Below are 20,322 nucleotides of genomic sequence, written 5' to 3' on the forward strand. Positions count from 1 at the left end.
AACCGGTCAACGGCGGCCATGGAAGCGGTGTGCAAGTTTCAGGTGCTGTTATTGTAAACGATTGCAAGTACAGTCGTGACACAGTGAACTATTTCACAGAAATCCCCACAAACCGGGATTTTGTCAAATGTAACGCTTTTCAAAAGGTCGCGATTTTTTTCTGCAAAACGTGCGCACCTCTGAGCAAATGTGTTATACTTCAAGATGAATTGCACAAAGGCAAATACGAAAGGATGATATCACCGTGGCAAACGCAAACAAAGATCACCAAAAAGTAATTCTTGTTGGTGACGGCGCCGTTGGTTCAAGTTACGCATACGCAATGGTTCTGCAGGGCATCGCCCAGGAAATCGGGATTGTTGATATTTTCAAGGACAAGACGAAGGGTGACGCGATTGACTTGAGCAACGCGCTTCCATTCACCTCGCCAAAGACCATCTACTCCGCTGAGTACAGCGACGCTAAGGATGCTGACCTGGTTGTCATCACCGCCGGCGCCCCTCAGAAGCCTGGCGAAACCCGTCTTGACCTGGTTAACAAGAACCTGAAGATCTTGAAGTCCATCGTTGACCCGATCGTTGAGTCCGGCTTCAATGGTATCTTCTTGGTTGCGGCTAACCCGGTTGACATCCTGACCTACGCGACCTGGAAGCTGTCCGGCTTCCCGAAGAACCGCGTCGTTGGTTCCGGTACTTCCCTGGACACCGCGCGTTTCCGTCAGTCCATCGCTGAGATGGTCGGCGTCGATGCCCGTTCCGTCCACGCCTACATCATGGGTGAACACGGCGACACCGAATTCCCTGTTTGGTCCCACGCCAACATCGGCGGCATCAAGATTTCCGAATGGGTTAAGTCCCACCCAGAAATCGATGAATCCAAGCTGGTTGACATGTTCGAAAACGTGCGTGACGCCGCTTACGAAATCATCAAGCTGAAGGGTGCCACCTTCTACGGGATCGCAACGGCCCTGGCCCGCATCAGTAAGGCCATCCTGAACGACGAAAACGCCGTTCTCCCACTGTCCGTTTACATGGACGGTCAGTACGGCCAGCACGACATCTACATCGGTTCCCCAGCCGTGATCAACGCCAACGGGATTCAGAACATTCTGGAAATCCCTCTGACCGACCACGAACAGGAATCCATGGACAAGTCCGCGGCTCAGCTGAAGAAGATCATCGACGACGCCTTTGCCAAGAACGACATCGAGACCCGTCAGTAATCCAATCAGACCTAACTGAAAACTCCCCCATCGCGTAAGGTGGGGGAGTTTTTTTGGTTCCAGGGCGACGGCCGGCGGGTTTAGCGGGACGGAGCCCGACGATCCAGGGCGACAACCGGCGGGTTTAGCGGGACGGCTAGCCTAGCCGTGGCGCTTGGGGCCCGGGCCTGGCCACGAGTGACGCGGCGTAGCTAGCCGCTCCCGCGTTGCCGGACGGAGCCAGACGATCCAGGGCGACGTCGCGCGAATTTAGCGGGACGGGTAGCGCTGGGCCGGTGCTTGAAGCGGTCCTTGCTTCGAGTGCCGGTCCGAGCTAGCCGCTCCCGCGTTGCCGGACGGAACCAGACGATCCAGGGCGACGACCGGCGAGTTTAGCGGGACGGCTAGCCTAGCCGTGGCGCTTGGGGCCCGGGCCTGGCACGAGTGACGCGGCGTAGCTAGCCGCTCCCGCGGTGCCGGACGGAGCCCGACGATTCAGGGCGACGACCGGCGGGATTAGCCGGACGGAACCAGACAATCCACGGCGACGACCGGCGGGTTTAGCGAACCACGTAGCGCCGGGCCGGTCTTAAGGCCTGGGTCTAGCCTCGAGTGTCGGCCCAAGCTAGGTGGGTTCGCGTTGCGCGACCTCAGCGAACTTAGTCGCCGCGAGGGGTTGATTTGCCTCCCGCATAAGCACTATTTTCATTTCGAGTAATCGATTCTCTCATATTCCTCCAATCGCGAGCCAGCGCAGTCACGGCGGGGTTGTGCATCGCTCAGATTATGGTAAAATGGATTAAAATGAGAGAGATTTAATAATCGTTGCACCGATGGAGGGCATCATGTTAACCAAATCACTGGTACTGAAAAAGGAGCTCCTGACCACCGTCAAGGAATCCGTGACGCTGGCCGAGGCACTGCAGGTACTCGAGGACTCCGGGTTCCGGTGCGTCCCGATTGTGGACGAAAGCGGCCAGATTTTCCGCGGCAACATCTACAAGATGCACCTGTACCGCCACAAGTCGCAGGGCGGCGACATGTCCCTGCCCGTCACCTACCTGCTGAAGAACGCGACCAAGACAATTCCGGTCAACGCGCCGTTTTTCAAGGTGTTCTTCAACATCAAGGACCTGCCGTACATCGCCGTCTTGGACGAAAACGCCAACTTCTACGGCATCCTGACCCACTCACGGCTGCTCGCGATGCTGTCGGATTCCTGGAACATCGACGTCAGCTCGTACGTCATGACCGTGATGTCGACCGGCAAGCGCGGCGACCTGGCCGCCATGTCCAAAATTCTGGCGCGTTACGTCTCGATCTCCGGCTGCCTGACGCTTGACGGCAAGCGCGGCGAGGTCGTCCGCCGCACCCTGTTCACCCTGCCGGCCGGCATTGACGAGGCCACGCTGAACCTCTGCGTCAAAAAGCTCGAGCGCAAGCATTTTCGCGTGGTGGAAATCGACGACCTGCAAAGCGGCCAGCCGCTGCGGCTCGAGTCCGAGCAGGCCTGAGTTCGCCGGCGGTGCAGGTACCCGGCCAGCGGCCGCCGGCAGCGTGGCTTGGCGCGACCGGGCAACCGCACGGGCCGCAGCGCAAGGCCGCACCCACGCATCTGGCGCCGGACAAACGCGCCGGGATTGGCCAGCCGCGCCGTCTGAACAATCGCCGCGTCGCAACTGAAAAAAGCCGCCAGCAGGCGACTTTTTGTTTTGGTCTGAATTAGGCCTCGACGCGCTTGGCGAAGTGAACGGCGCGGTCGATGGCGAGCATCACCGGTGCGGAGAGCAAAAGCATCACCAGCTCGGACGGCAAAAGCGTCCCAAACATCGGCAACAGCTTGTCCCAGCCCATGTGGCCGGTCCACACGATTTCCCAGGCGATGATGATCATGGTCAAGGACATGCTGGCCGTGACCAGCGCCATGCGCTGCCAAAGCTTCGAGCACTTGGGGCCGAGCCAGTAAACCAGGCCCAGGCCGAGCAGCGTCTGGCCGCCGCCGAACACGACGTCGACCCAGCCCATCGGGGAAAACAGCGCGTTGTACAAGACCACGCCGAGCGTGACGCCGACGATGTACTTGCGGTTGAACGCGACCAGGTGGTTGAGCGACTCGGACAGCCGAAACTGAATGGGCCCGGCGGCGAAGCCGAACAGCCCCGACACCCACGACAGCACGACGTACAGCGCGATGACCAAGGCATTGACCGCAAGCGAGCGGGTTTTTTGATTCATAATGAAGCCTCCTAGTTTTTTTACGTGGGCGGAATTTCGAACCACGACGGTTAAGTTTTGCATGAAATCGCGGCGCTGTCCAGAGATTTTCTGCAAATTGGGGCCGATTGGTGTACGCTAGAGGTAACTGAAAAAATCGCTGCAGATAGCAGGAAAGCAGGTAGTTGAATGACAGAAGCAATCGCGTACCGTCTCAAGCAAATCATGACGGCGGAGCACCTGAGCCTGACCCAGGCGGCCAAGCTGATCGGCATTTCGCCTTCGAGCATGCGCAAGGTGCTCAAGGACACACCGATGAGCCGGCCGATCATGTTCAAGATCAACCGCTTCATCGAGGCGCATCCGGTGGCCCCGGCCGAACACACCTTCACCATTTTCGATTCGGAAGCGGCGGAGAAAAACGCAACCCCGACCCAGCCAGGCGCCAAGCCGGCGGCCGCCGCCAAGCCAGACGCCCCGCAACCGGCGGCCAAGCAGACCTCGGCCCAGCCAGACGCTTCCCAGGCCAAGCGTCAGGTCACGCAGCCAAAGCAGGCCAAGGCCGAGCGCAAGGACGCCACCCAGGCCAAGCAGGCCGCAAAGACCCAGAACCAGGCTGAAAACAAGGGCACCAAGGCCCAGGCCAAGCAGGCCGCCAAGACCCAGGCCAAGGCCGAAAACAAGGACACCAAGGCCCAGCCCAAGCAGGCCGCAAAGACCCAGGCCAAGGGCGACCAAACACCGGCCACCAAGGCCCAGTCCAAGCAGGCCGCTAAGACCCAAGCCAAGGGCGACCAAACACCGGCCACCAAGGCCCAGGCCAAGCAGAGCAAGGCCGAAAGCAAGACGGCCACCCAGCCGAAGCAGGCCAAAACCCAGGCCGCCAAGCCAAACGACCAGCCAAAGGCCGCCAAGACCCAGAGCAAGCAGGCAAAGGCCGGCCAGCCAATCCAGGCAAAACAGGCCCCGGCCACCGCGGCGGCGCCTAAGCAGCAGGCCCAGTCCGAGCAGCCAAAGGCCAACCGCAACGCCGCGCAACAGGCCCCCAAGAACCCGGTCGGTAGCCTGGAACCAGGCGCCCAGCAGGCCAACTTCGAGGCCACCCGCAAGGCCCAACTCGCCGACCAAACCCCGGCCAAAACGGCACCGGCCGCGGTCGAGCAAGCCACCGCTCAGCCGACGCCAGCCGCCGACACCAAGCGCAAGCCGGGCCGGCCGAAGTCAACCAAGACGGAAAAAGCCGGCGACCAGGCCAAGCGCCAGGGCAACAAACAAAACGAACAGGCCAAGCAACAGCAGCAGGCCGCAAAGCAAAACGACCAGCCTAAGCAACAACAGGCCGCAAAGCAAAACGACCAGCCCAAGCAGCAGCAGGCCGCAAAGCAAAACGAACAACCGAAGCAACAGCAGGCCGCAAAACAAAACGACCAGCCCAAGCAACAACAGGCCGCGAAGCAAAACGACCAGCCTAAGCAACAGCAGGCTGCTAAGCAGAACGACCAGGCTAAGCAACAGCAGACCGCAAAACAAAACGACCAGCCCAAGCAACAACAGGCCGCGAAGCAAAACGACCAGCCCAAGCAACAACAGGCCGCGAAGCAAAACGACCAGCCCAAGCAACAACAGGCCGCAAAGCAAAACGAGCAAAGCACCCAGCCGCAGCAGCAGGCCAAGCCGGCCACCAAGCCGCGGCCGAGCAGCACCACGCTGCAGGTGTTCATGGACGAATCCTTCGGTGGTGGCTCCGATTACCAGCGCAACATGTCCATTGGCGCCACGGTGATCGACCCCGCCGACGACCACGCGCTGGACAGCTTCACCAACACGCTTTACCCGTTCGGCTGGCAGCCGGGCGACGAGGTCAAGGCGCGGGGTAAGTCCAGCGCCCAGATTCAGGCGATGATGGCCCAGGCGTTGGATCCGGCCGTGAAGGTTTACACCGTTTACTCCCCGCTTTCGGACGCCGGCAACTTCAGTATGAGCTTCGGCGTGATGTACCCATACGTCGCCGCCTTGCTGCGGATCATCGACGCCCAGGCCGTTTTGCCGCAAAAAGTGCGGGTCACGCTCGACCAGCGCAGCGAAATCGCCACGGAGCAGCTGGGCCTCGCCGCCCGGATGCTTCACGCCTACCTGAAGTCGCAAACCGGCCGCGAGATTTCGTTCTTCTTCCGCACCGCGGATTCCAAGAACACGATTGGCGTTCAGTACAGCGATTTTGCCAGCCACGCCGCCATGTTCTTCACCGCGGCGCAGATGCAAACCGCTGGCATGGTGCGGCTTGCCGACATCGGCGCCGAGCTGGGCGACCAGCTCACGCTTTACGCGATGGTCGGGCTGCAAAAGTACCTGCTGGATGAGCGGCCGACCGCGGTGGTCCCGACTAGCGGCTTCAAGAGCCCGGTTTTGAACATCGCGATGCGCCTGTTCAACCTCGCCTCCAAGGCCGCGACCATGACCCAAGTGCCGGAAGACGCCTTCGTTCAGGCGAAGCTCGTGATCAACCAGCTGCTGACCATCACCCCGTCTTCGGTCAACGGTGCGATCAACAAGATGCCGTTCCAAAACTGGTACGACATGGCGGCTCGCGCAAGCTCGCTGCTTCACTACACCGACGCGACCCTGCCGCAGTTCAGCATCGACCCCGACGCCTTGAAGGTGGCCGAGGACGCGCTGAACAACGTCGCCACCCTGCTGGCCGGTGGTCGCTAACCCACCCGAATAGCCAAAACAGCGCCGCCCAGGCTCAACCCGGGCGACGCTGTTTTGTATCGAAAAACGTTATTTTATTTACACAACATTTACCAAATATTTACACTAACGCGAGTCAAGTTGCTTGGCAAAAGCGGCGCCCCGGTGTTATTCTATCTGCGTAGAATTCGACAGCGCCTCTCGGTCGCACGGCCGAAGCGCAGCTCAAGGCAGCTCGCAGTGACTATCATCCTCATCTGATGAACGTCGACCTATGTCGACCACGTCCGCGGCGTGAGTGTCTAGCGACGAAGAAATTCGCGTAAAAGAAAACAGCTTAACTGGTTTGATTCCAGGGAGCTGCGACTGCCGGGTCCACCACAGTGCGTACCAGCAAGCGAATCGGTTTCACCAGCTAGCGGGGGCAGTCTGCCTTGCAGTTCGGTCGGTTCCTCAATCCAATCGCAACCGGGGTACTGCGGGGCAACCCGCGGTACCCTTTGCGTGGCGCGGCGTTGCGGCCGCTGCGCCACCAATCGGATGCGGCTTGCGAGCGACTGCAACCGGCCCCAGGCCAGTCCCCGCGCAAGGTCGCTGGCGGCCTTGGTCCCGCGGCCCCATCGCACCGGTCGCGGCCCCATCGCACCGGTCCTATCGCACCGACCCCGCCTGGCACAGCAAAGGCGGCCTGCAGAATCAACCTGCAGGCCGCCTTTTTGCGTTCGTCATGTTGGGTCACGCCGGTTAGCGCCGGGAGCCAAGCGGCCGGCTTGGTGCCGGGCCTCGCGAGTCGCGCCGTCTTGGTGCCGGGCCCCGCGGGTCGCGCCGCGGGGCTACAGCGGCCGCAGCCCCACCGACACCGCCAGCGCTGCGTCGACTTCCGCCATTCGCGCGGCCGACAGCGCGGTCACCTTGTCCATCAGCCGCTGCTTGTCGATCGTGCGAATCTGCTCGAGTAGCACTACCGAGTCGCGCTCGATGCCGTCTTGATCGCCGCGCAGCCCGACGTGCGTCTTCATTTTCGGCTTGGTGATGCGCGACGTGATCGCCGCCACGATGACCGTCGGGGAGAAGCGGTTCCCCACGTTGTTTTGAATCACCAGCACCGGCCGCAAGCCGCCTTGCTCCGAACCCACCACCGGTGACAGATCCGCGAAAAACACGTCCCCGCGCTTGACCGATTCCTCCATGACCCCTCCGTTACCTCACTACGCCAGGTGGGCGTAGGCCTCGCTTTCACACGCCGTGAACTCGTGGCAGATCTCCGTGTTCAAGGCGCCCATGTCCAAGTACCCGCTGATCATCTGGGCCAAAGCCTCGTTGCCGCGAGCCAAAAACGTTCGCAGCGCCACCTCGGCCACCGCCTCCGGGGCCACATGGTGCCCGGCACAATATGTCGCAAGCTGTGCCGCCAGCTGCGGATCCAACTGCATGTCAATCGCATTCGCCATCGTTTTTCCCCCTGCACCTATTTGGTTCAATGCTATCACAAGGGGGCCGAAACGCAACGGCGAACATCCGTTCTAGATGCGGTTGACCGACTCGCGCGGCAGCCGCTCGCTCAGGCCGCAGGCGATTTCGTAGTGGATGGTGTGGCTGTAATCCGCCACGTCCTGCAGCGTGATTGCCTGGCCGCCGCTGCGGCCGACCAGCACCACCGGGGTTCCCGGGGCGTAATCGTGCGGCAGGCGAATCATGAATTGGTCCATGCAGATGCGCCCGACGATCTCGCAAAACTGCCCGTCGACCAGCACGTGAAAGCCCTGCAGGCGCCGCAGCCAGCCGTCGGCGTAGCCCATCGGCACGGTGCCGATCCACTCGGCCGCCTGGGCGCGGTACGTCGCCCCGTAAGACACCGCCGCGCCGGCCTCCAGCCGCTTGGTGAAGCTCAAAGCCGACACCACGGACAGGGCCGGCTCCAGCTCGTAAGGCGTGGTCGGAATCTCGCGACCCGAGGGATTGAGGCCGTACATCGCGACGCCGAAGCGAATCGCGTTGCAGGCGCAGGCCGCATGCCACAGGCTGGTGGCGGAGTTGGCGACGTGAACGTAGCGCGGCCGCGTCGGCAGCGCCGCAAGCATCGCCTTGAACCGCGCGACCTGGGTCGTGAAGTAGGTGGTATCCGCCGCATCGGCAGTGGCAAAATGCGTGAACAGCCCCTCGATGTCAAACACCGACTGCGCGGCCGCAAACGCCGCGGCCGCCTTCAGCGCCGCCGGGTCGCGGAAGCCGATGCGGCCCATCCCCGAATCGACCGCCAGGTGAACCCGCAGCGGCTTCACCTTGGCCGCCTCAAGCACCGGCAGGGCGGCCGCCAACCAGGCCAAACTCCCCACCGGCAGCGCGATGTCTTGGGCCGCGGCCAGGTCGGCGTAGCGCGGATCCACAATGCCCAGCACCAAAATCGGCTGGGTGAAGCCGGCCTGGCGCAGCGCCAGCGCCTCGTCCAGCACCGCGACGCAAAAGCCGGTGGCGCCGCTGGCCGCGGCGACTCTGGCCACCCGCAGCAGGCCGTGACCGTAACCGTCGGCCTTCACCACCGCCAGCAGGGCGGTGCCGGCCGCAAGCCGCCTCAGCGCGTGGTGAATGTTGTGTTGAATCGCCGCCTCCGAAACCAGGACCCGACTCTCGCGGTGTGTTGCCGTAACCATGCTCATGCTTTTTCCTCCAAAATCACTTCGGTCATGACCAGGTCTTGCGTGTGGCTGATCGACACATGGGCTCGGCCGGCGAAGGGCTGCGCGGTGATCACCGGCCGCCCGAGGGCCTCGCTCAGCGTCTCGACGTCCTGCAGCCCGACGCGGCCGAGCCCGGTGCCGAACGCCTTGGCGTAGGCCTCCTTGACCGAAAAGCGCCCGGCCAAATACTCCAGCGCCCGGCGACCACTCAGCGCCTGGTACTGCGCAAGCTCCGCCGGCGTCAGCACCTTGGCCGCAAAGTGCGGGTTTTTGGCCTGCGCCTGCTCAATTCGCGCAATCTCTGTGAGGTCGATGCCCAGTCCCTTGATCATAACTACCTCCGTTGTGTTGGGTTCCATTATAGTCGCCTCGGCGCGGCCGCGGGAGGCAGCCGGGCCTGAAACTTGGTCACCTCAGCATGCGCTTGGCTCAAGGCCCAGTCGCACCGGCCGTGGCAGCGGTTGCGCCGGCCCGGGGGCAACCGCTGACAACGGCCCGAGCGGCCCTGGCTTGCGAGTGGCACCGCAAGCCAGGGCCAATCCGAAGGCGCGGTCGCACCGGCACCGCCGCCAGCCACCGCGACTCGCACCGGCCTCGCGCGACGCCGGCGCGGCCCCTCACGCCTCCCGCGGCGCCAGGCGGTACGGGCAATGCGCGGTTTGCGGCACCTTGTCCCAGGCCACCGGGTAGCCGGCGCCATGGGCGCAAAACACCGAGTCCGGTGTGTTGGGCAGGTCGGCCACCGGATCGTAGGCCGCCGCCGCGATCACCGCCGCCGCGTTGTGGCACGGCCGGTAGCCGGCGACGACGCAGTCCAGGGTTCCCTGCCCATGGGTGTAGGCGCGAAGCGTGGCCGGGTAGTCCTGCATCCCCGCCACCGGCGCAAAGCCGGACAAAACCGCGTAATCGCCTTGCTGCGCCGGGGTCTCGAAGGTGCCGCCCATCTGCTGGATGTCGCTCATCGCGCGGCCCACCTGGGTCGTGGCGACCTGCAGGCAAAACTGGTACCACGGCTCCAACAGCTGGCAGTCGCCGGTGCGACGCGCCATCATCAGCCCCTGCCGCACGGCTCGCCAGGTCGCCTCGCGAAAGTCGCCGCCGACCGTGTGCTTGATGCTGAAGCCGCCGCCGACCAGCGTGATCGACACGTCGGTCAAGGGGGCCCCGACCAAGACCCCCAGCTGCGTTTTGGCCTGGAGGTTGGCGATCACCTGGTGCTGCCAGTTGCGCGGCAGCACCTCAAGTGAGCAATCGGTGGCCAGGTGCAGCCCGGACCCGCGCTTGGCCGGCGCCATCAGCAGATGCACCTCCGAGTAGTGGCGCAGCGGCTCGAAGTGGCCGACGCCTTCGACCGGTGCCGTCAGGGTCTCGCGATACATTATGCTGCCTTCCCCGAACGTCACGTCAAGCCCGAAGCGCTGGGCCAACAGCTGCGTCAACACCTCCAGCTGCACGGCCCCCATCACCTGCACCCGAATCTCTTGCAGCCGGCTGGACCAGGTCACCGCCAGCTGCGGGTCCTCCTCCTCCAGCCGCCGCAGCGCCGCCAGCACCTGCGGCAGCGCCTCAGCCGTGGGCCGAACCGCGTAGGTCAACACCGGCTGGATCAGCGGCGCCGGGGCCGGCGTCGCCGCCCCCCAGGCCTGACCCGGGGCGGTGTCGCTCAACCCGGGAATCGCGCAAACCGTGCCGGCGACCACCTCAGGCACCGCCTGAAAGCGCTGGCCGTTGTAGACGCGCAGCTGGTTGATTTTCTGCTCGCCGATGCTGGCCTTGGGCGCCAGGTGGCCGCCGGTCAGCCGCACCCAAGTCAGCCGCTCGTCGCGCTCATCGCGGGAGATTTTGAACACCTTGGCGCCGAACTCGGGCGCAAACGTCGGCGCCTGGCCGAACCGCGCCAGCCCCGCCAAGAGGTCCGGCACCCCGTCCAGCCGCAATGCCGCGCCGAAGTAGCAGGGAAAAACGCGCCGCGTGGCGATCAGCCGCTGGACCGTCGCGTCGGCGAGGTTGCCGGTGTCCAAGTAGTCCTCAAGCACCACGTCGTCACACACGGCGATCGCCTCTTGCGTCGCCGCCGCATCCGGGGCCGTGAAGTCGGTGATCGCCGGATCCAGCTCGCGCTGAAGCGTCGCCAGCACCGCCTGCGCGTCTTGGGTCGCCACGTCCATTTTGTTGACGAACACCACCGTCGGCACGTGGTAATGCGCCAAGAGCTGCCACAAGGTGCGGGTGTAGCCCTGAATGCCGTCGGTGGCCGACACCACCAGAATCGCGACGTCCAAGACGCTGAGCACCTGCTCGGTTTGGCTGGCAAAATCAACGTGCCCCGGCGTGTCGAGCAAAGTCAGCGTCAGGTCGCCGTAAGTCAGCCGCGCTTGGTGGGAGAAAATCGTGATGCCGCGCTGCTTCTCCAGCGCGTCGGAATCCAAAAACGCGTCCCCGTTGTCGACGCGGCCGAGCTTACGCACGGTGCCGGTGCGGTACAACAGCGCCTCCGACAGCGTGGTTTTCCCGGCGTCGACATGTGCGACGATGCCTGCGACCAATTCCTTCATGTGGTGACCTCCCGGGTGTTGTTTCCCCCATTCTACACTTATTGCCGCCAACCAAAAAGCGGCCGCTTGTCGCCAAAATTTTTGACTTTCCCGACGGGCGACCGGCGGCCGGTCGCGTAATCTCCTTGTGACAACCACAAGGAGGCGATCACATGTTCAAGCTCCCACTTGCCGTTCTCATCACCCAGTTTCAACCCGAGCTGCTGGCCTTGATGACCCGCAGCCAGCTCTACGCCTTTTTGGCCTGGGCCCAGCGACCGGTCGGTCCGACCGCCCGGCGCCAGCAGCTGGTTGACGCGGCCACCACCCTGCTGGCGGTTGCGCCCAGTCGCCTCGCCGACTATTTTCAGGCCCATCCCGCCGCCCAGCCGCTGGTGGCACCGGGCAACCTGCCTTTTGCCATCAGCTACGCGCAACGCAAGCTGCTGACCGCGTATGGGTACCTGACCGTCGGCGCCAGCCAGTCCGTGCGGCTGTATGGCCACCAGGTCGACGTCCCGGCCTACACCGCCTTGTCCGTGTTCAACCTGCAGGCGCTGGGCGAGCCCGGTCGCACCGCCTTGCTCGCGCAACTGCACAACCGCCAGCGCCACGACCCCGCCTGGCAGGCCGAACGCCGCGTCCAAGCGGCCGTCAGGGCCAGCCAAAAGGCGCGGCTGCAGGCCCAGGCGGCCGCCTACTGGACCACCTGGGCGACCTTGCAGACCCGCCTGGCGCCACTGCCCGAGGCCCAGCGCCGGCTCGGGGCCCTGGCCTACTGGCTGGGGGAGGTCGGGCGGCTCGGGCGGTACTGGTCGCGCCACACGACGCCGCACCGCAGCGGCCTGCACGATTACGACGCGTTGCAGGCCCGGGGGCTGGCGGTTTTGATCGCGGTCACCGGCGGCGGGGTGGGCCACGGCCTGTACCGACCGCCGCATCCCGACCGCATTCAGGTGACGCTGTGTCCGACCCACTGGGAGCAGTACCGCGCGTCGGGCCTGACCACCCGCCTCGCGTTTTACCAAGGCCACCGGCTGGCTGTCGCGGCCTGTCCGGACTGCCGGGTGACCCGCACCAAGGACGCCAACGCGGTGTTGGTGACCACCGTGGTCGCCGGCACCGACCGCTTCGTGGTCACCCTGCCCTATCTGGAAGGTGCCGCGCTGTACCGCAACCGCGAGCTGCCTTCGGTGGGGCGGCCACCCGAACCCCCGGCGCCGCCGGCACGGCCGCTGCTTGCGGCCATCGGCGAGGCGGCGATCGCCGAGCAGTTCCTGGCGGCACTCGGCGCTTTCGGCCGCTGACGCCAGGCCCCTGGCAAGCCAAAAAGACCCGGTGCCGGTGTTTTGCAGTACACATCGGTGCCGGGCCCTTTGGCGACCGGTTCGCGGCTAGGGCCGCATCCAGGTCATCTCAAGCTCCGCTTGGTCCGGCAGTTCGGCCGCCGCCTGGACCTGGGTCACCGTGAAGCCCTCGCGGCGGTAGAACCGCACGGCGCCACGATTTTGGGCAAAAGCGTGAAGCGTCAGCCGCGGGTAGGTGGCCTGAAGCACCGCCACCAACTGGTGGCCGACGCCGCGGTCACGCGCTTGGGCCGCGACGAACAGGCCGGCCACGTAGCCGTCTTGCACCCCGGCGAAGCCGACAATCCTGCCGGCTTCTGCGGCCACGTACAACGTCGCCACCGGCAGCGCCTGCCGCACCGCCGCCGCGTTGGCCCGCCAGTAGCCGGCCGGCACGAAGGCATGCGCCTCCAGGTTGCCGCTCAGCCAAATCGCCATCAAGGCGTCCAGCTGGGCCGGCCGTGGGTTAGTCAGTCGTTCAATCAAAAAGCCCCGCCTTCTTTCATAAAATCGCGAATCCGGGCCGCGCAGCCGGTCGCCCCGAGCTCGCCGGAATCGACGGTCAGATCCACCGGCGTCGCCGCCACGGCGGTCGCCCAGCGGTCCAGCACCGCGGCCGGTGGCAGCTTGTGCCAGGTCGCCTTGCGCCGGGCCGCGATGACCTCAGGCGCCGCCGTCACGCCGACCACCACCAGCGGCAGCCCGGCCAGCTGCCGGTGAAGCAGCGCCACGAGCCCCAGCGGCTGGCTGTAGCCGTCGTGGAGGCCAACATCCGCCACCACGTTGAAGCCCTGGCGGCTGTAGGCGGCCAGGGTCGCGAACAGCACGGCGTAAAGCCTGCGGATGACCGGCTCAAGCGCCGGTCGCTCGCCGCCGGGCCGCAGCCCGATGCCGGGCTGTAGCTGCGCAGGCAGCGCCTGCATCTGCGCGTCGACGCCCGTGACCAGCCAGTCGCCGGGGAACGTCGCCTGAATGACCCGGGCGATGCGCGACTTGCCGGCCCGAGGCTGGCCGCTCAGCACGATGATTTGGCCATTTTTCACTGTGCTTCACCACCCCGTAGCGCGGCCCAAAGCCGCCGGTCCTTGGGCTTGCCGGCTCGCCAGGCGTCTTGAACCGACGCCCGGTAGACGGCGGCCAGCTGCGCCTGGGTCGGCAGGTTCAGGGTCGCGCCGCCGGCCGTCACCCGCGTAAACGTGCGGTAGTCGACCCCGGCGTATGGGGCCAGCGTCTCCACGTCGCCGAACCCCACCAGCCACGGGCCGCGCCTGAACGCTCGCTCGTGCGGGTCGACCAGGTGGTAGCCGGCGCCGACCATCACGCCGGTCACCCGCCGCCAGTCGCGCAGGTTGGCGGCCCTGAGTTGCCAATCGATGTCGTGCGGCGCAAAATCGCGCCCGAGCAACCGCCCGGCGGCCAGGCTGCCCAGCAGGTAGGGGCGGATGCCGACGCGGTTGAGACCCCTGGCCAGCCGCTGGGCCTCGGCCCAGGCGCCGCTTGACCGGCGACGCAGGAACAGCACCGGGTAGGGGCCACCCTGCTCGTCGGTGGCGCTGCGGCCGGTCACCGCAAACCCCATGTGCCGATAAAAGCCCAGCGCGGCCGGGTTCTGCGCGTTGACGGTGACGGTCGCCACCCCGAAGCGCTCAACCGCCGTCGCCACCAACCGCCGCCCGAGGCCGCGGCCCAAAGCCGCCGGCGCCAGGAACAGCATCTCAAGCTTCGCCTCGGCGATGCCGGCAAAGCCCAGCGGCCGCCCTGCGGCGTCTTGGGCCACGATCAGCACCGGCACCGTCGCCAACGCCGCTGGCACCACCGGGGCGATGGCGGCGATGGCCGCCGCGTCGAGGAAGTGGTGGGTCGCCGTAACGGACTGACGCCACACCGCCACCAGCGCGGTGGTCAGCGCCGCGGTGCGAGCGGCCACGGGTACCACCACCAACGTCACCGGCGCCAGCCGGGTGACCGGTTGGGGATCGCGATGCACTGGGTTCACAACCATCGAACCGCCTCCTGTACTCATTCCCTGTATTTCACCCCATCCCGGCCGGCCTTGTCGCCCCGCCGTCGTGCCGAAGCCGGAGGCGCCGAGTTGCGCCGCGCGTTATAATCGTCTTCATGGAGGACGAACGATGAAATCATTACGTTACACAGGCTCACTGCTGCGGGAGTTCGCGTCGCGCTGGGGCAGCTACCTGCTCTTGGTCGAGCTGGTCGCCGCCGTCACTGCCGGCGTCGCCGTGCCGCTGATGCGCTGGGCCACCGCCGGTATTTTGCGCCGGGCCGGCATTCCCTACCTCGGGGTGGATAACCTCACGACCGTGGTGCTGCGCCACCCCGGGGCGGCGGCGCTTTTGCTGGCACTGCTTTTGCTGTTGCTGGTGCTGGTTTACCTGCAATTTGCGGTGCTACTCGGCGGCATCGTCAGCATCCAGCAGCGCGAGGGCCGCGGCGTGGTCGCCATCATCGAAGAGGGGCTGGCCGACCTGCGCCACCTGCGGCCCTCGAGCTTCGGCTTCTTCGTCGTCTACCTGCTGTTGATCGTGCCGTTCGCCGGCGTGGTGGTGCAATCGGCCCTGCTCAACAAGGTGCAGATTCCGACCTTCGTGCTCGATTGGCTGACGGCCAAACCGGCGCTGGCGGTTTTGGTCGCCGCGTTTTACCTCGGGGCGGCCTACCTCGGGCTGCGGTGGGTGCGGGTGTTGCCCAACACCATCCTGCGCGACCAGCCGCTCGGCGCGGCGGCCCGGCAGTCCTGGCGGCAGACCCGCGGTCGGTTTTGGCGCTACGGCTGGCGCCTGGCGCTGTTGACCCTGCTGTCGACGGTGGTCGGCTGGGCGTGGTCCAGCGGCCTGATTGCCTTGCAGACGCAGCTGGACCGCACCGCCTTCGCCTTCCCGGCGGCGGTGGTGCTTTTGACGCTGATGCTGGCCGGGCAGACGCTTTTGGGCGGGGCGACCAGCGTGTTGTACCTGCTGTTTCTGGTGGCGCCGGACGGCCTGGTCAAGGCGAGCCGGCCGATTCCGGCCAAGCACCACTGGCTGCGGCGCATCGTGGTTGTGACCTCCGGCGGCGCGGTCGTGTTGATCATGGCGGCCTTTGGCGCCTTCTACATGACCGGCGCCTTGGCCGAGCATCCGCTGACCATCTCCCACCGCGGCGTCGATGCCGGCAACGGGGTGCAAAACACCATCCCGGCGCTGCGCAAAACCGCGGCGCTGCACCCCGATTTTGTCGAAATGGACCTGCACGAGACCAAGGACGGTCAGTTCATCGTGCTGCACGACGAGAACCTGAAGGCACTGGCCGGCGTCGCTCGCACCCCGCGGCAGCTGACGCTGGCCCAGCTCAAGCGCATCACGGTCCGGGAAAACGGTCACCACGCCAAGCTCGCGAGCTTCGACGATTACCTCGCGGCGGCCGAAGCGCTGGACCAGCGGCTGATCGTCGAGCTCAAGCCGGCACCGGGCGACAGCCCCGAGATGCTCGCTCACTTCATCGTGCGTTACGCCAAGCGCCTGCAGCGCGACGGCGACCGCATCCACTCGCTGAGCTACCGGCTGATGACCCGGCTGCACAAGCGGGTCCCGAAGCTCTACGCCGGCTTCATCATGCCCTTCAGCCTGGTCGCACCGCAGACGGACCTGTCCGGCTACACGGTCGAGGAGACCACGCTGGACTCGGAGCTGGTCGACACGGTTCACGCCCGGCACCAAAGCGTCTGGGCCTGGACGGTCAACGATTCCGATACGATGGCGCAGATGCTCTTTGAAGACGTCGACGGCATCATCACCGACAACCTCAGCGACCTCAAGCGGGTGATTGCCGAACAAAGCGATCACCCCAGCTACGCCCAGCGGCTGCGCCTGTTCGCCACCACGCTGGAAGACTTCGGCGACCCGGTGATCGGCAACTAGCACCGAACCAAAGGCCGAACCGCGAACCAAACAGGCCGGCGCCTCGCAAGCTGCGAAGCGCCGGCCTGTTTGGCTACCGAGGAAGTCGTCATTCCTGTTTAGCCGTGCCGCCGCGGTTTTGTTACCGTTTTCACCCGCTGCGTGGTACAGTAGGGAAGACCGTCAACCGGGTTAACGGCAGCAGGCTCTGAGTTGTTCCGCCGCCGGCCGGTTCGTTATCATATTAATGTAAGCGATGTCACAAATATTTTGATACAGGGGGAAAAGACATGACCACAAAAGGCGACTACATCCTCGCCATCGACGAAGGCACCACCTCGACTCGGGCTTTGATCATCGACCACGCCGGCAACAAGGTGGCCGACGCGCAGCGCGAGTTCACGCAGTACTTCCCGCAGCCCGGCTGGGTCGAGCACGACGCCAACGAGATCTGGAACGCGGTGCTGTCGACCATCGCCACGGCGTTCATCGACTCGGGTATTCAGCCCAAGCAGGTGGCCGGCGTCGGCATCACCAACCAGCGCGAGACCACGGTGATCTGGGACAAGCAGACCGGGCTGCCGATCTACCACGCGATTGTGTGGCAGTCGCGCCAGACCAACGCGATCGCCAACCAGCTCAAGGAGGCCGGCCACGGCGACCTGATTCACGACAAAACGGGGCTGCTCATCGACGCCTACTTCTCCGCGACCAAAATTCGCTGGATCCTCGACCACGTCGAAGGCGCCCAGGAACGCGCCGAAAAAGGCGAGCTGCTGTTCGGCACCATCGACACCTGGATCTCCTGGAAGCTGTCCGGCGGCGCCTTTCACGTCACCGACTACACGAATGCCTCCCGCACCATGCTGTTCAACATCCACACGCTGCAGTGGGACGACGACATCCTCGCGCTTTTGAACATTCCCAAGGCCATTTTGCCGGAGGTTCGCAGCAACTCCGAGGTTTACGGCCAAACCGCCGACTACCACTTCTACGGCTCCGGGGTGCCGATTGCCGGGATGGCCGGCGACCAGCAGGCGGCCCTGTTCGGCCAGTTGGCGCTTGAGCCCGGCATGGTCAAAAACACTTACGGCACCGGCGCCTTCATCGTGATGAACACGGGCCTTGAGCCAACCATGTCGGCCAACAACCTGCTGACGACCATCGGCTACGGCATCGACGGCGAGGTTCATTACGCCCTGGAAGGCTCGATTTTCGTCGCCGGCTCGGCGATTCAGTGGCTGCGCGACGCGATGAAGCTGGTCGCCACCGCGCCGGACTCCGAGGAGGCGGCCTTGGCCTCCCAGTCCCAAGACGAGGTCTACGTGGTGCCGGCCTTCACCGGCCTTGGGGCCCCGTACTGGGACGCCGACGCCCGAGGCGCCGTCTTTGGCATCACCCGCGGCACCACCCGCGAGGACTTCATCAAGGCGACGCTGCAAAGCCTGGCCTACCAGACCCGCGACGTGGTCGACACCATGTACAAGGATACCGGCATCGCCATTCCCACCCTGCGCGTCGACGGCGGGGCGGCCAACAACGACTACCTGATGCAGTTTCAGGCCGACATCCTAAACACCCCAATTGAACGCGCCGCCAATCTCGAAACCACGGCGATGGGTGCCGCCTTCCTGGCCGGCCTGGCCGTCGGCTTTTGGGCCAACACGGACGAGCTGCAAAGCATCGCCAAAATCGGCAAGCGCTTCGAGCCGCAGATGAAAGACGCCCGTCGCGCCGACCTCTACGCCGGCTGGCAGGCCGCCGTTCAGGCCACCATGGCCTTCAAGCACTAGGCGTCGCCCCCACAACCCGGAGGCGACTCGCCCCAACACAACCGTCCCGTCACCTCGCCGCTGCCGCCGCAGCGGCTCAAAGGAGGCTCACCCGATGGCTTTTTCCGCTCACACCCGTGCCGCCACCGTTCAACAGCTTGCGGCCGCCCCGCTCGACCTGTTGATCATCGGCGGCGGCATCACCGGCGCCGGCGTCGCCTTGCAGGCGGCCGCAAGCGACCTGCGCGTCGGCCTGCTCGAGATGCAAGACTTCGGTGCCGGCACCTCGTCTCGCTCCACCAAGCTGGTTCACGGCGGCATTCGCTACCTCAAGACCTTCGATGTGCAGGTGGTCGCCGACACGGTGCGAGAACGCGCCGTGATTCAGGGCATCGCCCCGCACATCCCCCGCCCGACGCCGATGCTTTTGCCGCTTTTCCGAGAACCCGGCGCGACCTTCGATGACTTCTCCGTCAAGGTCGCCATGGACCTTTACGACCGGCTGGCCGGCATCACCGGACCGCCCTACGCCAACACCACGCTGGATGCCAAGGCCGTGGCCGCGGCGGTGCCGGCCCTGGCCACGACCAACCTGACCGGCGGCGGGGTCTACCTCGATTACGTCAACAACGACGCGCGACTGGTGATCGAAAACCTCAAGGCCGCCGTCGCTCGCGGCGCCTTGGCGGTCAGCCACGCCGAGGTGCTGGAAATCCTGCACGACGACCAGGGCCAGGCCACCGGGGTGCGGGTTCACGACCACCTCAACGGCGGCGAGTTCACCGTGTCTGCGAAGGTGTTGCTCAACGCGACCGGGCCGTGGTCGGATCAGCTGCGCGAGGCAGACGCCCAGCTCGTCCACACGCCGACGCTGCGGCCGACCAAGGGCGTTCACCTGGTGGTCGACGCGAGCGTGTTGCAGGTGCCACAGCCCCTGTATTTTGACTCCGGGCTCGGCGACGGCCGCATGATTTTCGTGGTGCCGCGGGAGGGCAAAACGTACTTCGGCACCACCGACACCGACTACCGCGGCGACTACCGCCACCCCCGCGTCGAACAGCCCGACGTCGACTACCTGCTGCGCGTGATCAACCGGCGCTTCCCGCAGGCCAGCGTTCGCCTGGCCGACATCGAGGCCGCCTGGGCGGGGCTGCGGCCGCTGATTGCCGGCGGCGACGACTACAACGGCGGCGCCTCGCACCACCTGAGCGCCGCCGGGCTGGCCAAGCTGGTCGCAACGGTGCAGGATTTTGCCGCCGGGACCGCCGACCAGACCGCCCTCGAGCGGGTGGTGGCCGCGCTGCGGCCGGCCGAGGCCGCGGCGGCGCCGTCAACCGTGTCGCGCGGCTCGGCCCTGACCGTTGAGCAAGACGGGCTACTGACGCTGGCCGGGGGCAAGCTCACCGACTACCGCAAAATGGCCGCAGGCGCGATGGCGCTGATTCGAAAGCACTTGGCCGAGCGCTTCGGCGTCGCCGCCACGGTGATCGACTCGACCAAGCTGCCGGTGTCCGGCGGGGACTTTGCGGCCAACGCCGTCGCGGCCGCGATGCAGGGCTTCACCCAGCTGGGCGTGGCCGCCGGGCTACCCGAGGCCGACGCCAAAACGCTGGCCGAACGCTTCGGCAGCAACACTGACCAAGTCCTGACCCACCTCAAGGGCGGGGCGGCGCCGGGCCTGTCGCTGGCCGAATCCGCCAGCCTGCGCTACTGCGTGGCAGAAGAGGCGGTCCTGACGCCGGTCGACTACCTGCTGCGGCGAACCACCGCGATGCTTTTTCACGCCGACGAACGCCACCACCTGGCGGAGCCGGTGACCAACGAGCTGGCGCGGCTGTTGCGCTGGCGACCGGACGAAACGCGCGGTCAGCTGCAGCGGCTGGCCGCCGCCTACGACGAAACCAGCCTGCGCGAGCTCAAACGCGCCGGGCACCGGAACTGAGGCAATCACAAGGGGGGTGACCCCCGCAAAGGAGAAAAACTATGTCTG

Annotated in this window: 16 protein-coding genes and 1 riboswitch; of the genes, 7 read left to right on the forward strand and 9 right to left on the reverse strand. The window is 65.4% G+C overall.

Annotation, left to right across the window (positions count from 1 at the left end; all coding sequences use genetic code 11):
- The first annotated feature begins 244 nt into the window (after positions 1 to 244).
- Together NUH19_RS11470 and cbpA are read left to right on the forward strand one after the other, a co-directional pair.
- Positions 245 to 1,222 carry an L-lactate dehydrogenase gene (locus NUH19_RS11470; RefSeq protein ID WP_262316696.1) on the forward strand — a complete coding sequence of 326 codons (978 nt, stop codon included), beginning with the start codon at positions 245 to 247 and terminating at the stop codon, positions 1,220 to 1,222.
- An 824-nt stretch (positions 1,223 to 2,046) separates the two neighbouring features.
- Entirely contained in the window at positions 2,047 to 2,715 is a 669-nt protein-coding gene (gene cbpA / locus NUH19_RS11475; RefSeq protein WP_262316697.1) for a cyclic di-AMP binding protein CbpA, read from the forward strand.
- Positions 2,716 to 2,923: 208 nt separating this feature from the next.
- On the opposite strand, the gene NUH19_RS11480 is transcribed toward cbpA, so the two are convergent.
- Positions 2,924 to 3,439: a QueT transporter family protein gene (locus NUH19_RS11480; protein WP_338085566.1), complete on the reverse strand. Its 516-nt coding sequence runs from the start codon at positions 3,437 to 3,439 to the stop codon at positions 2,924 to 2,926.
- 2 nt (positions 3,440 to 3,441) lie between these two features.
- A riboswitch (PreQ1 riboswitch) is annotated at positions 3,442 to 3,487 on the reverse strand.
- A 117-nt stretch (positions 3,488 to 3,604) separates the two neighbouring features.
- Between NUH19_RS11480 and NUH19_RS11485 the strand changes: the two genes are divergently transcribed.
- On the forward strand, positions 3,605 to 6,127 hold the full coding sequence (locus NUH19_RS11485) for a hypothetical protein (protein ID WP_262316699.1): 2,523 nt from the start codon (positions 3,605 to 3,607) through the stop codon (positions 6,125 to 6,127).
- 812 nt (positions 6,128 to 6,939) lie between these two features.
- On the opposite strand, the gene NUH19_RS11490 is transcribed toward NUH19_RS11485, so the two are convergent.
- From NUH19_RS11490 to NUH19_RS11510, 5 genes are all read right to left on the reverse strand, one after another.
- Positions 6,940 to 7,296: a type II toxin-antitoxin system PemK/MazF family toxin gene (locus tag NUH19_RS11490; protein ID WP_262316700.1), complete on the reverse strand. Its 357-nt coding sequence runs from the start codon at positions 7,294 to 7,296 to the stop codon at positions 6,940 to 6,942.
- Between the two features lie 18 nt (positions 7,297 to 7,314).
- Complete coding sequence (locus NUH19_RS13115; protein WP_338085562.1) at positions 7,315 to 7,557, reverse strand: antitoxin; 243 nt, start codon at positions 7,555 to 7,557, stop codon at positions 7,315 to 7,317.
- A gap of 72 nt (positions 7,558 to 7,629) precedes the next feature.
- Positions 7,630 to 8,757, reverse strand: a complete 1,128-nt coding sequence (gene alr / locus NUH19_RS11500; RefSeq protein ID WP_262316738.1) for an alanine racemase — start codon at positions 8,755 to 8,757, stop codon at positions 7,630 to 7,632.
- 2 nt (positions 8,758 to 8,759) lie between these two features.
- On the reverse strand, positions 8,760 to 9,116 hold the full coding sequence (acpS, locus tag NUH19_RS11505; RefSeq protein ID WP_262316701.1) for a holo-ACP synthase: 357 nt from the start codon (positions 9,114 to 9,116) through the stop codon (positions 8,760 to 8,762).
- Positions 9,117 to 9,401: 285 nt separating this feature from the next.
- Positions 9,402 to 11,339 (reverse strand): elongation factor G, encoded by a 1,938-nt coding sequence (locus NUH19_RS11510; protein WP_262316702.1) that lies wholly within the window; start codon positions 11,337 to 11,339, stop codon positions 9,402 to 9,404.
- Between the two features lie 152 nt (positions 11,340 to 11,491).
- Between NUH19_RS11510 and NUH19_RS11515 the strand changes: the two genes are divergently transcribed.
- Positions 11,492 to 12,625: a hypothetical protein gene (locus NUH19_RS11515; protein WP_262316703.1), complete on the forward strand. Its 1,134-nt coding sequence runs from the start codon at positions 11,492 to 11,494 to the stop codon at positions 12,623 to 12,625.
- Between the two features lie 87 nt (positions 12,626 to 12,712).
- Here NUH19_RS11515 and NUH19_RS11520 read toward each other — a convergent pair whose 3' ends face one another.
- From NUH19_RS11520 to NUH19_RS13120, 3 genes are read right to left on the reverse strand one after another with little or no spacing between them, the layout of a single operon-like run.
- A complete protein-coding gene (locus NUH19_RS11520) occupies positions 12,713 to 13,150 on the reverse strand; it encodes a GNAT family N-acetyltransferase (protein ID WP_262316704.1) in 438 nt (145 codons plus the stop codon).
- Positions 13,147 to 13,707: a phosphotransferase-like protein gene (locus NUH19_RS11525; RefSeq protein ID WP_262316705.1), complete on the reverse strand. Its 561-nt coding sequence runs from the start codon at positions 13,705 to 13,707 to the stop codon at positions 13,147 to 13,149. Before NUH19_RS11525 ends, NUH19_RS11520 begins: the two co-directional genes overlap by 4 nt.
- A complete protein-coding gene (locus NUH19_RS13120) occupies positions 13,704 to 14,666 on the reverse strand; it encodes a GNAT family N-acetyltransferase (RefSeq protein ID WP_338085563.1) in 963 nt (320 codons plus the stop codon). The genes NUH19_RS11525 and NUH19_RS13120 overlap by 4 nt, the downstream gene beginning before the upstream one ends.
- A gap of 130 nt (positions 14,667 to 14,796) precedes the next feature.
- Between NUH19_RS13120 and NUH19_RS11535 the strand changes: the two genes are divergently transcribed.
- From NUH19_RS11535 to glpO, 3 genes are all read left to right on the forward strand, one after another.
- Positions 14,797 to 16,581: a glycerophosphoryl diester phosphodiesterase membrane domain-containing protein gene (locus tag NUH19_RS11535; RefSeq protein ID WP_262316706.1), complete on the forward strand. Its 1,785-nt coding sequence runs from the start codon at positions 14,797 to 14,799 to the stop codon at positions 16,579 to 16,581.
- Positions 16,582 to 16,850: 269 nt separating this feature from the next.
- Positions 16,851 to 18,353 carry a glycerol kinase GlpK gene (gene glpK / locus NUH19_RS11540; protein ID WP_262316707.1) on the forward strand — a complete coding sequence of 501 codons (1,503 nt, stop codon included), beginning with the start codon at positions 16,851 to 16,853 and terminating at the stop codon, positions 18,351 to 18,353.
- Between the two features lie 94 nt (positions 18,354 to 18,447).
- The gene (glpO, locus tag NUH19_RS11545; protein ID WP_262316708.1) at positions 18,448 to 20,274 is read left to right on the forward strand and encodes a type 1 glycerol-3-phosphate oxidase; all 1,827 of its coding nucleotides are present in this window, start codon (positions 18,448 to 18,450) and stop codon (positions 20,272 to 20,274) included.
- The last annotated feature ends 48 nt before the right edge of the window (positions 20,275 to 20,322 follow it).

The sequence above is a fragment of the Lacticaseibacillus parakribbianus genome (assembly GCF_025490915.1).
In the GTDB taxonomy this organism is placed as follows: Bacteria; Bacillota; Bacilli; order Lactobacillales; family Lactobacillaceae; genus Lacticaseibacillus; species Lacticaseibacillus parakribbianus.

Coding starts and splice junctions, on each gene's coding strand:
- cbpA (WP_262316697.1), top strand. CDS start 2,047: ATGTTAACCAAATCACTGGTACTGAAAAAGGAGCTCCTGACCACCGTC.
- NUH19_RS11485 (WP_262316699.1), top strand. CDS start 3,605: ATGACAGAAGCAATCGCGTACCGTCTCAAGCAAATCATGACGGCGGAG.
- NUH19_RS11490 (WP_262316700.1), bottom strand. CDS start 7,296: ATGGAGGAATCGGTCAAGCGCGGGGACGTGTTTTTCGCGGATCTGTCA.
- NUH19_RS13115 (WP_338085562.1), bottom strand. CDS start 7,557: ATGGCGAATGCGATTGACATGCAGTTGGATCCGCAGCTGGCGGCACAG.
- alr (WP_262316738.1), bottom strand. CDS start 8,757: ATGGTTACGGCAACACACCGCGAGAGTCGGGTCCTGGTTTCGGAGGCG.
- acpS (WP_262316701.1), bottom strand. CDS start 9,116: ATGATCAAGGGACTGGGCATCGACCTCACAGAGATTGCGCGAATTGAG.
- NUH19_RS11510 (WP_262316702.1), bottom strand. CDS start 11,339: ATGAAGGAATTGGTCGCAGGCATCGTCGCACATGTCGACGCCGGGAAA.
- NUH19_RS11515 (WP_262316703.1), top strand. CDS start 11,492: ATGTTCAAGCTCCCACTTGCCGTTCTCATCACCCAGTTTCAACCCGAG.
- NUH19_RS13120 (WP_338085563.1), bottom strand. CDS start 14,666: ATGGTTGTGAACCCAGTGCATCGCGATCCCCAACCGGTCACCCGGCTG.
- NUH19_RS11535 (WP_262316706.1), top strand. CDS start 14,797: ATGAAATCATTACGTTACACAGGCTCACTGCTGCGGGAGTTCGCGTCG.
- glpK (WP_262316707.1), top strand. CDS start 16,851: ATGACCACAAAAGGCGACTACATCCTCGCCATCGACGAAGGCACCACC.
- glpO (WP_262316708.1), top strand. CDS start 18,448: ATGGCTTTTTCCGCTCACACCCGTGCCGCCACCGTTCAACAGCTTGCG.